Raw genomic sequence first — 12661 nt, 5'->3', positions numbered from 1 at the left:
ATAGCAAATACAGATTAATCGCAATTTTTCCCAGCAAAATTACAAAATCATGGTGTATTGACATCATCAATAACCAATGAAATTATGCAATTATATACGGATAGGGAGGTTCTTAACATGGGGCTTTGTAGTCGTTATAAAAGTCTTACATGCAATAGTTGCTCAATGCATTGCCAAATAATGCCAGAAGAGTCACCGCGTTTGCAGTATTGCGCAAACTCGTGTTTTTGTATGTGGCCCGAAGAAAGTTCATATTTTAATCGTGGTGTGGTGGAAGGTATCTTAACAAAAAACCACAATGCGAGATTAAGCGGATATATTTTTGTCGATTTTTCAGTAAGTTTTTTACGTCTATTCCTTGAAAAAGACTGGATTGACTATCTTGCAAGTACTGACATGGGGATTGTTTTAGTCAGCGACCGCAATATGCAATCGTTAGCTAACTACTGGCGAAAACACAACTCTGCAATATCTGCTGTCATATATAATGATGATGGTCTTGATGTTGCCAATGAAAAGATCAGACAACTATTTATTGGTCGTTATTTATCATTTACCAGAGGCAACACATTAACTCAGATGGAATTCACCATAATGGGGTATATGGTTTCTGGTTATAATCCATATCAGATTGCTGAAGTTCTGGATATGGATATCCGTAGCATCTACGCGTACAAGCAACGAATCGAAAAGAGAATGGGTGGTAAAATAAACGAGTTATTTATTCGTTCACATTCGGTCCAACATTGATACTCAACAATCTGCCAGAATCATACTCTGCTTATACGGGCATCTATTGAAATGCCCGTATTTTATAAATAAGCAGTAACCCCAATAGTAAACAACATGGTATTTAAAACCATCACACGAAAAATTCAGAAGCATTACGAAATATGAATTTACAAACAATAGTGGCGTAAATGTTAATCATGTTAATTTACGTAAAGTTTTACGTTGCGACATTAAAGCCTCATTTCAATCATTATGATAAATATAAAATTAATATATATTTATGCCGTAAATACCAATATACTTAGCAAACTATGTGATTTCCATTTCGATTGATTTAGTGTCTATTGACGTATGTACTGGATTATTAACGATAATATCGAGTTCTGGCCTGAGCACCGAAAATTAATATCGGTACATAACGCCGATCTTAACGTCGTTCTGACAACGCCAGCCAGTCGTTGTTTATCACTTCTACTTGAAGCTTTTCCTGATGTGGTTGCACAACAAGATTTTTTCACCAGAGTCTGGGAAGAAGAAGGTATGCGTGTGCCAACTAACACGTTATATCAGAACATATCCATTATCAGACGCGGATTTCGCGCTGTTGGTGATACCACCCACTCGCTTATTGCAACCGTGCCGAGAAGAGGATTCAAGATTCATAATGACATTAACATACAAAATCATGCAATAAACTCTTCAACAGACGCACATACACACAATACCCCACCTGCCGTAAAAGGTAATGCGGAGTACAAAGAGAGCATTGGTAGCGCAAACAATTTCAATAACAAAATCCTCAAACATATAAAAAGTTATCTAATTATGTTGAGCATATTTGCTATAGGCGTATATTCTGCACATTGGCTATGGAATAATAATCAACCGAAGCCATTCTTCAAGGATTACAAGACTGTTGCGGAAATTAATGGCTGCCATTTTAATGTGACAGAAGATACAATTGATGGGTTGAAAGAGTTCGATAAATATAAGACACGGATACTGGATTCGGGGATTAACTGTAAAAAATATCCGTGGTTATACTTCCCTCTTGCAAAATCTTCACCAAGGATGATTGTTATGGCATGCAATAAAAACTATAACCAACATGAAGTGGCAGGCTGTTTAACCCTGTCTTACCGTGAGGTTAATCGTGATTGATTATAAAAAAAACTTATTATTTATTTTAGTTTTCATCAGTGGGTTTATTCTCTTCATTGTTTACTCTTATACTGCAGAAAAAATGACATATAATGAAACATGCACTGCAAATTGGGTAATTTTTAATGACAAGGGGCGAGCAAATCTTACCATCGACTTTATGTATAACCAAAAAAATAAAACAGGAACTGTTGCGTTGAGCGGAACCTGGCAACAAGGTAACAGAGAAAGTAAATCAATACGGCGAAATATTGAATACACATGGATTGAAAACTATGACACAGCCCATTTAACATCAAAGAAAGTTAATAAATTTGAGATCATGGATCAAGTCGATGATGATAGACTTGCAGAACTTATTCCTGATTTTTATGTCTTTCCAGAAAAAAGTGTAAGCTATAATATAATAAAGCAAGGTAAGCATGCTTTTATTTTGAGTATTGGTAACAGAGCAATCATGCATTGTGCAAGGTAAACTTAAATAGATAACAAAAAGATGGAACCTCGTTAATCATAAAACAATAAAATTAAATATGCTTGTAGTATATGCCAGTATAAAGCATCAAAGTTTTGATCAATATCTTTCATTTTAGACATCACCTTGCAATGTAAAATATCATGTATCAACAACATCTGGTGCAAATCCATGAGTCGAACTCAACATTCATCTTAGCTCTATTATTATTCCTTCGTACAGTCGATGTAAACAATACAGAAAGAGGATTATTAAGAACCAGTTTACTTAGTGAATCAATAGAGGAAAGGACTAACGTTTCTTTAAAAGAATTGATTTCATCATCTGTTAAACTAAACTCATCATTGACAGATCGTGAGATATAACTGTTTTTAACTTTACTCTTTACGTTGACTTTACTGACAGAATTAACATTCACATATCTTGAATTTAGTGCCCATGATGTTGTTTGCGTGAGAACCTTCTCAGCATTAAGGAATTTTTTTAACGGAATCCTTGGTTTCTTTTTCGAGTCCGAATTTACAATATCATGCATATAGACCATTTCATGAATCTGCGAAAACTCAATGTCCATTATATACCTCACATTTTTACCGTGACTCGATGTTACTTTTCAATAATCACCTTCCATCAATACTAAATTTAATACCCCTAATGTGCCGATAACAAATATAGTCATTCTACGTAACGTCTCCATAAGGTGATAACCTTGATCAAATGAATTTCAAAAATAATAAAAGGAAATCTTTTGAGATGTTTGTCACGAATAAAGCTATTTATGTTACCAATATCATTTCGAGTGTGCACACTATCTATCTGTTTTTTCAGGATATAAAAAACAACATGTAAGTTATGTAAATTGCCGATGCTACTAAGTAACATTATGGTAAAAAAAGTAAAAATGAGCGATTTTTGATAGAATAAAGCATTAGAAAAGGTGATATTTGACATTATCAGAAGCTGCGAATTCGGATTTTGCTCTAATCAAATGAGAGAAATGTAAAATGAAGCCACGAAATATTAATAATAGCCTACCACTGCAACCATTAGTTCCTGATCAGGAGAACAAAAATAAGAAAAATGAAGAGAAATTCGTGAATCCAGTTAAAATTACGATGAGGTCTGGTTTAAATTATATTGAACAAGAATCTCTTGGAGGAAAATATCTAACACATGATTTGTCAATAAAGATAGCGGATATTTCTGAAGAAATAATTCAGCAAGCAATATTATCTGCTATGAGCATATATAAATTTCCGATAACAGATGATTTAATGAGTATGGCTACAAATGAACTCATAAAATTGGCCAAAATAGAGAATAATTTAGACCTGAATAAATTCTCTACTATATGCACCGACGTACTATCCCCCCTCGTCATCAGACATAATAAAGAAAAAAAACCAGACGACTTACTACCCTTCGCAAAAATCCCCTTTTTAATTTTCATCGAAAAAATGGAAATTGATAATATGAATCAAGGTCATGCATATTAAGGCATTTATGAAATATCGTAAATAAGATAACTAATAAGGTGAATATTAGCACAACAACTAATGACATTATTGGTTTATAGTGGTCAGTATTTTTACTAATAATGAACCAATATACCCATAAGCAATGCAAGCTTAAAACTCATAATTCAAAAAAGATAAATACATAAAAATTAATGAGTCAATCAATAATAATTTAGCATCACGAAACACATCACAGAGGAATATTATGAGCACAGATACACTTGAAATATTCAATAACAGTGATGAATGGGCAAGTCAACTAAAACACGCATTATCACAAGGAGAAAATCTGGCATTACTACATGGATTGACTCCTGATATCCTTGATAGAATATATGCATATGCATTCGACTACCATGAAAAAGGTAATATAACGGACGCAGAAATTTATTATAAATTTCTGTGCATTTATGCGTTCGAAAATCATGAATATCTAAAAGGTTTTGCATCAGTATGCCAGTCAAAAAAGAAATATCAACAAGCATATGACCTTTACAAACTAAGTTACAATTACTCCCCGTATGATGACTATTCAGTTATTTATCGTATGGGTCAATGTCAAATTGGGGCTAAAAATATCGATAACGCAATGCAATGTTTCTATCATATTATTAACAATTGTGAGGATGAAAGTGTTAAGAGCAAAGCGCAGGCATATATTGAACTCTTAACTGATAATTCAGAAGATAATGGCTAAGCATTACAATCTTTTGGTTAAAATTGCTGGTTATAGTGCAGTTAACCACTATGACCAGCTTCTCTTATGTTTTCTTAAATCAACATCTTAAAACAATTAAGAACACACTATAAATTATTATTTTTCAACGCGTTAGAGAACAATCTATTTTATCAAAATTGAATAAGGCTATTTCAGATTACATCACTGAATTCCTAAGATAAATTAGTGAACACAACCATAGATATGTCGAATGTAAACTCCTATAGCATTAATGACACATAAATATGAATAGCCACTATTTCTATTGCTTATGCAGGATGCAAGAAACCAATTTTTTCATAGAGGTTAACTAATGGACTTAGAAAATAAATTCTCATATCATTTTCTTGAGGGATTAACGCTCACGGAAGATGGAATTCTTACTCAAGGAAATGAGCAAATTTATATTCCACCGAAAGAGTTAGGAGTATTGATCGTATTACTTGAATCCGCTGGTCATGTTGTCCTGAAAGATATGATCATCGAATCAGTATGGAAAAATATTATTGTAAGTGACGAGTCCCTGACAAGATGTATCTATTCTTTGCGCTGCATTTTTGAAAAAATTGGCTATGATCGTTGCATAGAAACAATCTACCGGAAAGGTTATCGTTTCAGTGGACAGGTTTTCAAAACTAGAATAAATGAAGATAACACTTCAGACTATTCCATAGCTATATTTCCTTTCACCACTTCATTGAATACCCTGGTTCCATTAATACTTAATCAGGAATTAGTGCAAAACATTTCAAATAAAAAAATCGAGGGCCTTTATACCTATCCGATGGCTGCGACAAATTTTTGTAATGATCACATATCGCAAAATTCATTTTTGAGAAGATTCAAGCCAGATTATTTCGTTACAGGAAGAATAAACCAGAATAACGCGGTGAAAACTTTATACATTGAACTGATCGACGCTAAAAATCTTTTCCTCATCGCCAGTAATCATCTTCCTGTTGATGAACTACATAACACATCACAATTTATTATAGATAATATCCTTCAAACAGTACATAATCCAGAGCGTTCTGAAAGATTAGCTAAACCGGATCAAGGTTACAAGAATCATTATTTATCAGATGAACTGTTGGCTGGTAAGAAAGAACTTTACGAGTTTACTCCTGAAAGCATTTACAGGGCTATGACTATATTTGATGGATTGCAAAATAAAAGTGATATACAGACGCTAAAAACAGAATGTTATTGTCTGCTAGCGGAATGCCATATGTCTTTGGCACTTCATGGAAAATATGAACTTGAACTTGCTGCTCAAAAAGCATTAGAGCTTTTACATTATGTATCAGAAATAACCAATGTCGATGGAAAAATTTTAGCTATTATGGGACTGATAACTGGCCTGTCTGGACAAGCAAAAGTATCTCATATCTTATTTGAACAGGCTAAGATACACACAACTGATATAGCCTCTCTCTACTACTATAGAGCACTTGTCAACTTTCATAATGAAAGAATTGAAGAGGCAAGGATTTGTATAGACAAATCACTACAACTCGAACCCAGAAGACGAAAAGCAGTTGTGATAAAAGAGTGTGTAGATATGTATGTGCCTAACCCGCTCAAAAGCAACATGAAACTCTACTATAAAGAAACTTCGAGTGAAAGCCATCGAGTTATAATTGACAACATTTTGAAACTAAAGCAACTGACGAGAATTTGTATGCGATAAATCTTTATTGTCGCAATTTTATTGTTTAGATGTATGCAACTAGTTATTTAAACAACAGAGATGAAAATATCTAAGATATTTACCTTATTGCAATATATATCAAATACTCTAGATTAAAAAGTATTGTGTATAGGCTATTGGCCTGGACAAATAAAAAGGGAACTTTATGACTAATCCAATCAATATGAATAATTTTTCTCAAAGTTTAAATATAGCAACTGCAACGGGTGATGACGTAGTTTCATTAGATAAACACATCACCACCAGTGCTACTGATACAGATCAAATACAAGCATTTATAGTTTCAACATGGATGGCATCTTTTCAAAATGATATGTATTCGAAAGATAATCCTATCTCTCCTTACTATGAACTGGAATGGTAGACAATTGACCACTTAAATGTTTAACGAGATACTGATTATATTAGTATCTCGTTCCTTTCCTTCAATCCTACACATAAAAATATATGCGCTTACCCAAAGTTAAAATCTTATCCATCTTCATATTTTCTATATTAATTACAAAAATGTCTTTCGCCAGTAGCGCTTGCTTTAATGAAGCAGGATCAATTTTCAGAATCGAACCAAATTTGATCAAAGCTATCGCTCTTGTTGAAAGTAATCTAAAAAATGATAGCATCGGCAAGAACAGGGATAAAAAAAACAATATAAAGAGTTTTGATTATGGTTTAATGCAGATAAACCAGATGCACATTCCCATGTTAAAAAAACGTGGAATAATAAAAGATGAACGAGATTTGTTAGATAACCCCTGTCTGAACATTAAAATAGGGACCGAGATTTTATATAATCATTTTTCACGTTGTGGGGTAACGTGGCAATGTCTGGGGACTTATAACGCGGGTTTTGCAATGGAAAACCAAAAAAAGAGGCTGCAATATGCAAAAAAAATATATGTTGTATATACCAGACTTAATGAAATAGACAAGCGTAAGGCTTTAGCAAAATGAGCCTAAAGCCTCTTTTTTTATATAGTGCAAACACCCATACGTAAAGCTGTTTTGATCAACTCGATACCACTGTGAACATCTAATTTCTTCATGATATTGAGTCTATGAGTTTCGACTGTTTTCCTGCTTAACTGCAAGAAATTAGCGATTTCTTTGTTTGTTTTTCCATCAGCTATGAGTTGTAGTATTTCAGACTCACGATTTGTAAGTTGATTATCAGAGGAATATCTTGAAGATATTTTTTCACAATCCATATGTACACTATCAAAATAAGTGTAACCATTACTAATCGAATCAATAGCGCGATTTAGTTTCGCCGGGTGACTGGTTTTCCATACGCATCCTTTCGCACCGGCTTCAAGCAATTTTATTGAATCAATATACGGCATTTTTGCTACAAATGTAATAATATGAGCATCTATTTTATGCGATTTAACCCATTTTATGAGTTCGGACCCCATCATTCCACCTGCAAATTCTCCTAAAATAAATATTTGGGCTGCAGATTTGTTACACTCCGCTATAGCTTTCTTCAGATCTTTATAGCCCCCAACAACCTCATATAAATCGGGATAATGTCCGAGAAATCCAATTATCCCATCAATCATAAACGGCTGCTGATCTGAAACTACAATTTTAATCTTTCCCATATATTCATCCTGAGTGTAAATGCTATAACGCATTCATTTATAATCATCCCTTCCATTATTATTATAAGCAAAATCCAAAGAATACATTGATGAAATAATAATGAAATATAATTAAAAATAAAATTTTTGTGTAAGCAAAATAAGACCAGTGTTGAAAAATCATTAGGCGTTTAAAATATTAGAATTAGATTATATTCAAGTCATTAAACCGGAGACAGTGATCTATAAGTCCTCTGGGTTCGTCAAATCAGAGTTATTCATAGCCAAAGAATCTATTTCACACATTCTTTCAACTAAATAATGTCTGGCATGTTCACAGATTTCATTAACCTTATCAGGGGAAAAACAGTGATTGCTAATTAAATATTGCTCACAATTATCCACAAATTCCTGCGGACTAAATTCAGCAATAAATTGATCTGTAAAAAAAATAAAACGTTTGTCATCATGATATGAAATATGGACATTCCATATTGACTTGTCGACAAAATATGACTCTACTTCAATAGACTTATCTTTGAAACTGGTAGGTATATAGAGATTTAAAGGGCCTGATATTGACGGTAATTTTGTTACCCAACTTTCAAAAAGTTTGATAAAAACTTCAACTTCCTCTGAAGATTTTAACAATATGCTCTTCAGATCGTTTATCATGTTTATTCTGTTTTTTTCTAATTCTGAGCTCAGCAAACTTATCAAGGGTATAAAATTATCCATCACATCAATAATGCCTTTCGCATAGCCATCATAATAACCTTGAATAACTTTTTCTTCTCTCTTTTCCTCAATACTCTGAATTTTTGCGGTGGTTTCAAGAAGGATCTGTTCTTTTAGAGAGACTATTTCTTTCAATCCATCAGAAATTATTCTTTTAATCACAACACCATTTGCAGGAGAGTTTATCAAGCTCATCTCTATTTTTTTTCGCATAAAATGTAATTCTCTCCAAAAGAGTAGACGCAAGTGGTAACGGCAATTGTATGTGGTCAACAAAATCAGGAAATAATAAATTAAATCGTTGCTGCATTGCCAACGGTTGTTGCCTTACATAGGGCAACAACGTTGAAAAACCACATGTGATGATATTCTGATAGTTAACGATGCCAGGTTTATATCGTGCCTTTTCATTTATTTCCACCGGTATCGCTGATAAATAATTCCTTAGCACATCAGGAACCTTGTAAAAAAATCCCCGTTCTGCAAACCTTTCTCGATAAAAGTGACAACCACTGAGTAAACAGATCAATGGAAATAATTTCCAATTGTTTATGTAGTAAATAAGTGAACTATTCAGACTGAAATGCTCAACTGAAAGATTGTACTGTAGGAGTATCATTTCATTGGTAATAGATCTAAGTACCGGATTGCTAATACGTGCATTATTCAAACTTACTCGTTGAGGATGAATATAACTAATTGGATCATATATAATCTTTCTTAGGGCAAGATTCATAACGTTCTCATATGTCTACTTATTTTTTAACCTGATTAAATTAGTTAGAATAGCCCTGTACTTCCATAACAGCCAGCAAGTCGCAATGGACATTAATGCAAGTAAGATAGAAACCGGCATAGTCTTATCATAAGCAAAAACAGGTTCGTTAATTTCATATGTTGGTGCTTGTTCAATAATATCTCTTCGTTTTGACAATACGACTGAAATATTCTCATATTGTACGCTTGCAAAGCTATTAACAATAAATCTCTTAATGTCATTTATTTTTATTTCTGGATTGATATCTTTTTCATATACAGCAAGTACAGAAATATGAATTGGTAAAGCAGTTTTGCCACTATCACCTGTATCAACATCGTAACTAACATGTACTCTTGAAGAAACAATGCCATCCATAATTTTGAGAGATTGCTCTAAACGCTGTTCAATAGCAGAATACAATCTTGCTTTTTCCGCTCGTGGAGAGGAAACGAGTGCATCTGCAGGGAACATCTGCGATATTTGAATATCAGGCTTACCCGGGAGATTGTAGATTTTTAGCCAATCCACCGCAGAAGCAAAATCCGTTGGTTCTACATAGATTGAAAATCCAGTTTTGCCTTGATCCTTCTTCTCAGCATTAATATTATGTCTTTGTAAAACAGCAAGGACATCATTAGCTTGCTGTTGATCAAGATGGTTCAGTAATTCCTGCTGCTTGCAACCGCACAACAGCAGGATAAACAAGAATAATGATATATATTTCATGAGCGAGTCAACGTCTCAACTGCAGCGACAATTTTTCTTGCTAATGTTCCCACCAATGAAACCTCGACATTATAATTAAGCACATGATCCTGCAAGACTAATAATTTTTCAGGAGTTAACCCCTTCTTATCAGACCTTAATGCTTGTAACGCATTTTGCTGCCAATTTTCAGTTTGTACCGCATAGTTAGCAAAAGCGGAGATCATTTTATCATCCGGGTTATCAAGATTGAGAACCCGGTCATTTAAATCAATAACTTTCGCTTGCTGTATTTCATGAGCAGTTGATTGCTCAGCTCTATCAATAGGTGGCATATTGCTTACTGACATAATAAAATCCTTATCCAGTTTAGCGGAAGTTTTGTATGATTGCCGAATCAAGATCTTTATACGCTTTTACAACGTTAGATTGCGCATTTCGATATAATGTATACTCAGCTAATGCACTCTGATATTCGGCAAGGAATTTCGGGTCGGAAGGATTGGTTGCTAAATCCTCCAACGCCTTTTCAACTTGTTGGTTAAGATCATCAACGCCCTGATCAAATTGTTTGCTGATATCCATAATATAACCATTCCAATCTGCCATAAGTCCTCCTCAATTATTCCTGAAATGTCCACTTGCTACCTTGAGACTTCTCGAATCGGTTATCTCCGTAGCTAAATGAACTATTATTTGTGTCCTGATTTTTCAAATTCACATTAAATCTTACATATTGTTTACCCCATTGTTTATAATATTCGTCAACATAATTATTAATTTTATTTAATTCACTGTCGCTTAACGTACCAATGATATTGAAATATACATTGTTAGCTGTTTTATATTTTTCATAAGAAAGACCTATTGCCGACAATGTTTCAATTGCCTGACTTTCCAATACATTATCATCTAATACCGCAATACTTATATTGCTGGCATATGGCATAGTTTGCAGTAATCCTTTAATAAGATTATCGATTAGTTGCTGTGTGATAGCATTCCGTTGCTTACTCACTGTCAGTCTTGAATTACTGGCATCTAATAGCTGTAGTTTAAAATATTGTAGATCTGGGAAATTATCAGCAAGCCATGAAAAAATTCGTATCGATTCATCATCAGGATTTATCACCCGTACTGGCTTTCCTGGTTGATTTTTTTCCAGTGCTTGTTTGACCCAGACAGCTTCATCCAAACTATTGGTATTGATATAGATGACATGATCCCTACCATATAAAATTTCATAATTTCTATTTTTGTTTACAAGAATTTTATCGATATGTCTCAGCTGCGGATCATTACTGGCATTAACAATATAAAAAGCTATAAAAATGATAGCAAAAAGAAAAAATAGCGTTACATATTTAAACAGCGTACTACTTAAGAAATGTTGTCTTGTTGAAGTAATGTTATTTTCAACAATACCTGGTATTGAATACTGCCAAACTTCATTTTTTCCTTTTACAGCAAATTTGAGGCCTAAAACTTCTATTTGCTGATTCAATGTTAACGTTCTATCTTCAGGTTCTTGTGCTGTTAATTCTCTGATTGTTACAACCAGATCAGGGTCGGTAGTGATTATTACCTCAAAACTGCCTGTAAGCTCTCCATAAGGAATGACTATCGTATTCTCTGGTAACTCAGAAAAAGAATCACTTCTTCCTAACGAAACATCATTACCAACGATAACGAGTACACGCCCATTAAGTATTTCATACTCGCATCCATTCAATGGTCCGCTCAATAAACGAATGGCATAAGATTCCAATAAGTCTTGTGATAAGAATTTATCATTATTTCCCATGAATACCACCCGCTAATTCCATAAGCTCTAGTTTAGAGTAGTGTAACAAGACGGAAATTTCATGACCAAATTATGATGACACACAATAAAAAGATTATAATTTTCGAGAACCATTTTAAATGCCTACATACATAACTTTATTTGCAATTTAAGGTATTCACCCTATTCCCTCATTGATATGCAAATATAACAATTACCATTATTTTAAATTTTACACGTAATATTTACCCTAAATGATTTTAGAGTGCAGGTTGGCATATGCAAGTCTTTTCCAGTGATGTCTACTTCACTGTAGGCACTAATGCATTATTAGCATCCCAAAAGGAATATTACAGCGATTTGGTTGCGTTGGTTGATCTTGGACATTCGTTCGTTGTTATTGATGAGCACCAACATCGAAATCTCAAACCAAATACAGAACCTGTAAACACCCTTTTGAGCAACAATTTCATCAGGATCAATAAGAATATTACATTATCTGATTTAACGCATTTCCTGGTTTCGAATCTTCATACACAAAATGTGTATTCCACTCAAGAACCACTTACCCATGATGAGATAGATATCCTGCGGTTATGTGTTTCTTATTCGTTAAAACAAATAGCCATTATCAAAGGAATTGATTATAAAACAGTATCATATCACAAAATAAGAGCCCTAAATAAACTTAACATAAAAGGTACTGTTGAGTTGTTTATAGCACTCTGTGAATGGGATAAACATTATTTTAAACTCCAATCTTGCATAAGAGAAAGTTGAT

17 protein-coding genes are annotated in these 12661 nt (G+C 33.6%); 9 read left to right on the top strand and 8 right to left on the bottom strand.

What is annotated here, in order from left to right; all coding sequences use genetic code 11:
* The first annotated feature begins 117 nt into the window (after positions 1–117).
* The 3 genes from BEB42_RS06430 (at position 118) to yqeJ (ending at position 2368) form a co-directional block, all read left to right on the top strand.
* The gene (locus BEB42_RS06430; protein WP_001305805.1) at positions 118–750 is read left to right on the top strand and encodes a helix-turn-helix transcriptional regulator; all 633 of its coding nucleotides are present in this window, start codon (positions 118–120) and stop codon (positions 748–750) included.
* 333 nt (positions 751–1083) lie between these two features.
* Positions 1084–1893, top strand: coding sequence for a winged helix-turn-helix domain-containing protein (locus BEB42_RS06425; RefSeq protein WP_001352973.1), 810 nt, complete (start codon positions 1084–1086; stop codon positions 1891–1893).
* Entirely contained in the window at positions 1886–2368 is a 483-nt protein-coding gene (gene yqeJ, locus BEB42_RS06420; RefSeq protein ID WP_074497062.1) for a protein YqeJ, read from the top strand. The genes BEB42_RS06425 and yqeJ overlap by 8 nt, the downstream gene beginning before the upstream one ends.
* Positions 2369–2516: 148 nt before the next feature.
* Here yqeJ and yqeK read toward each other — a convergent pair whose 3' ends face one another.
* Positions 2517–2942 (bottom strand): protein YqeK, encoded by a 426-nt coding sequence (gene yqeK / locus BEB42_RS06410; RefSeq protein ID WP_000350603.1) that lies wholly within the window; start codon positions 2940–2942, stop codon positions 2517–2519.
* Positions 2943–3372: 430 nt separating this feature from the next.
* Between yqeK and BEB42_RS06400 the strand changes: the two genes are divergently transcribed.
* The 5 genes from BEB42_RS06400 to BEB42_RS06380 all read left to right on the top strand — a co-directional run bounded on the left by BEB42_RS06400 (position 3373) and on the right by BEB42_RS06380 (position 7265).
* A complete protein-coding gene (locus tag BEB42_RS06400; protein ID WP_039020558.1) occupies positions 3373–3864 on the top strand; it encodes a hypothetical protein in 492 nt (163 codons plus the stop codon).
* Positions 3865–4090: 226 nt separating this feature from the next.
* Entirely contained in the window at positions 4091–4582 is a 492-nt protein-coding gene (locus tag BEB42_RS06395; RefSeq protein WP_000102383.1) for a tetratricopeptide repeat protein, read from the top strand.
* Between the two features lie 334 nt (positions 4583–4916).
* Positions 4917–6293, top strand: coding sequence for a HilA family transcriptional regulator YgeH (gene ygeH, locus BEB42_RS06390; RefSeq protein WP_105267237.1), 1377 nt, complete (start codon positions 4917–4919; stop codon positions 6291–6293).
* 166 nt (positions 6294–6459) lie between these two features.
* Positions 6460–6678, top strand: a complete 219-nt coding sequence (locus BEB42_RS06385) for a hypothetical protein (protein WP_105267236.1) — start codon at positions 6460–6462, stop codon at positions 6676–6678.
* An 83-nt stretch (positions 6679–6761) separates the two neighbouring features.
* On the top strand, positions 6762–7265 hold the full coding sequence (locus BEB42_RS06380) for a lytic transglycosylase domain-containing protein (protein WP_001239196.1): 504 nt from the start codon (positions 6762–6764) through the stop codon (positions 7263–7265).
* A 17-nt stretch (positions 7266–7282) separates the two neighbouring features.
* On the opposite strand, the gene BEB42_RS06375 is transcribed toward BEB42_RS06380, so the two are convergent.
* From BEB42_RS06375 to BEB42_RS06340, 7 genes are all read right to left on the bottom strand, one after another.
* Positions 7283–7915: a LuxR C-terminal-related transcriptional regulator gene (locus BEB42_RS06375; protein WP_000516283.1), complete on the bottom strand. Its 633-nt coding sequence runs from the start codon at positions 7913–7915 to the stop codon at positions 7283–7285.
* Between the two features lie 222 nt (positions 7916–8137).
* Positions 8138–8845: a hypothetical protein gene (locus BEB42_RS26195; protein ID WP_123058298.1), complete on the bottom strand. Its 708-nt coding sequence runs from the start codon at positions 8843–8845 to the stop codon at positions 8138–8140.
* Positions 8787–9368, bottom strand: coding sequence for a type III secretion apparatus protein OrgA/MxiK (locus tag BEB42_RS06360; RefSeq protein WP_001389479.1), 582 nt, complete (start codon positions 9366–9368; stop codon positions 8787–8789). The genes BEB42_RS26195 and BEB42_RS06360 overlap by 59 nt, the downstream gene beginning before the upstream one ends.
* Before the next feature lie 15 nt (positions 9369–9383).
* Positions 9384–10118, bottom strand: coding sequence for an EscJ/YscJ/HrcJ family type III secretion inner membrane ring protein (locus BEB42_RS06355; RefSeq protein WP_000875228.1), 735 nt, complete (start codon positions 10116–10118; stop codon positions 9384–9386).
* Positions 10115–10447, bottom strand: coding sequence for a type III secretion system inner rod subunit SctI (gene sctI / locus BEB42_RS06350; RefSeq protein WP_000116717.1), 333 nt, complete (start codon positions 10445–10447; stop codon positions 10115–10117). Before sctI ends, BEB42_RS06355 begins: the two co-directional genes overlap by 4 nt.
* 19 nt (positions 10448–10466) lie before the next feature.
* On the bottom strand, positions 10467–10706 hold the full coding sequence (locus BEB42_RS06345) for a type III secretion system needle complex protein (protein WP_000796272.1): 240 nt from the start codon (positions 10704–10706) through the stop codon (positions 10467–10469).
* Positions 10707–10719: 13 nt separating this feature from the next.
* Positions 10720–11901, bottom strand: a complete 1182-nt coding sequence (locus tag BEB42_RS06340) for a PrgH/EprH family type III secretion apparatus protein (RefSeq protein WP_123058301.1) — start codon at positions 11899–11901, stop codon at positions 10720–10722.
* Between the two features lie 258 nt (positions 11902–12159).
* Here BEB42_RS06340 and BEB42_RS06335 point away from each other — a divergent pair, with 258 nt between their 5' ends.
* Positions 12160–12660, top strand: a complete 501-nt coding sequence (locus BEB42_RS06335) for a helix-turn-helix transcriptional regulator (RefSeq protein ID WP_001195865.1) — start codon at positions 12160–12162, stop codon at positions 12658–12660.
* The last annotated feature ends 1 nt before the right edge of the window (position 12661 follow it).

The sequence above is a fragment of the Escherichia sp. MOD1-EC5990 genome, from assembly GCF_002965285.1.
Lineage (GTDB): Bacteria > Pseudomonadota > Gammaproteobacteria > Enterobacterales > Enterobacteriaceae > Escherichia > Escherichia coli_F.
The sequence above is the reverse complement of the archived record's forward strand: the minus strand, read 5'-3'. Positions and strand labels throughout refer to the sequence as shown.

Excerpts from the sequence above, each read along its gene's own strand:
- BEB42_RS06430 (WP_001305805.1), top strand. The coding sequence starts at position 118 with ATGGGGCTTTGTAGTCGTTATAAAAGTCTTACATGCAATAGTTGCTCA.
- BEB42_RS06425 (WP_001352973.1), top strand. The coding sequence starts at position 1,084 with ATGTACTGGATTATTAACGATAATATCGAGTTCTGGCCTGAGCACCGA.
- yqeK (WP_000350603.1), bottom strand. The coding sequence starts at position 2,942 with ATGGACATTGAGTTTTCGCAGATTCATGAAATGGTCTATATGCATGAT.
- BEB42_RS06400 (WP_039020558.1), top strand. The coding sequence starts at position 3,373 with ATGAAGCCACGAAATATTAATAATAGCCTACCACTGCAACCATTAGTT.
- BEB42_RS06395 (WP_000102383.1), top strand. The coding sequence starts at position 4,091 with ATGAGCACAGATACACTTGAAATATTCAATAACAGTGATGAATGGGCA.
- ygeH (WP_105267237.1), top strand. The coding sequence starts at position 4,917 with ATGGACTTAGAAAATAAATTCTCATATCATTTTCTTGAGGGATTAACG.
- BEB42_RS06385 (WP_105267236.1), top strand. The coding sequence starts at position 6,460 with ATGACTAATCCAATCAATATGAATAATTTTTCTCAAAGTTTAAATATA.
- BEB42_RS06380 (WP_001239196.1), top strand. The coding sequence starts at position 6,762 with ATGCGCTTACCCAAAGTTAAAATCTTATCCATCTTCATATTTTCTATA.
- BEB42_RS06375 (WP_000516283.1), bottom strand. The coding sequence starts at position 7,915 with ATGGGAAAGATTAAAATTGTAGTTTCAGATCAGCAGCCGTTTATGATT.
- BEB42_RS26195 (WP_123058298.1), bottom strand. The coding sequence starts at position 8,845 with ATGCGAAAAAAAATAGAGATGAGCTTGATAAACTCTCCTGCAAATGGT.
- BEB42_RS06360 (WP_001389479.1), bottom strand. The coding sequence starts at position 9,368 with ATGAATCTTGCCCTAAGAAAGATTATATATGATCCAATTAGTTATATT.
- BEB42_RS06355 (WP_000875228.1), bottom strand. The coding sequence starts at position 10,118 with ATGAAATATATATCATTATTCTTGTTTATCCTGCTGTTGTGCGGTTGC.
- sctI (WP_000116717.1), bottom strand. The coding sequence starts at position 10,447 with ATGTCAGTAAGCAATATGCCACCTATTGATAGAGCTGAGCAATCAACT.
- BEB42_RS06345 (WP_000796272.1), bottom strand. The coding sequence starts at position 10,706 with ATGGCAGATTGGAATGGTTATATTATGGATATCAGCAAACAATTTGAT.
- BEB42_RS06340 (WP_123058301.1), bottom strand. The coding sequence starts at position 11,901 with ATGGGAAATAATGATAAATTCTTATCACAAGACTTATTGGAATCTTAT.
- BEB42_RS06335 (WP_001195865.1), top strand. The coding sequence starts at position 12,160 with ATGCAAGTCTTTTCCAGTGATGTCTACTTCACTGTAGGCACTAATGCA.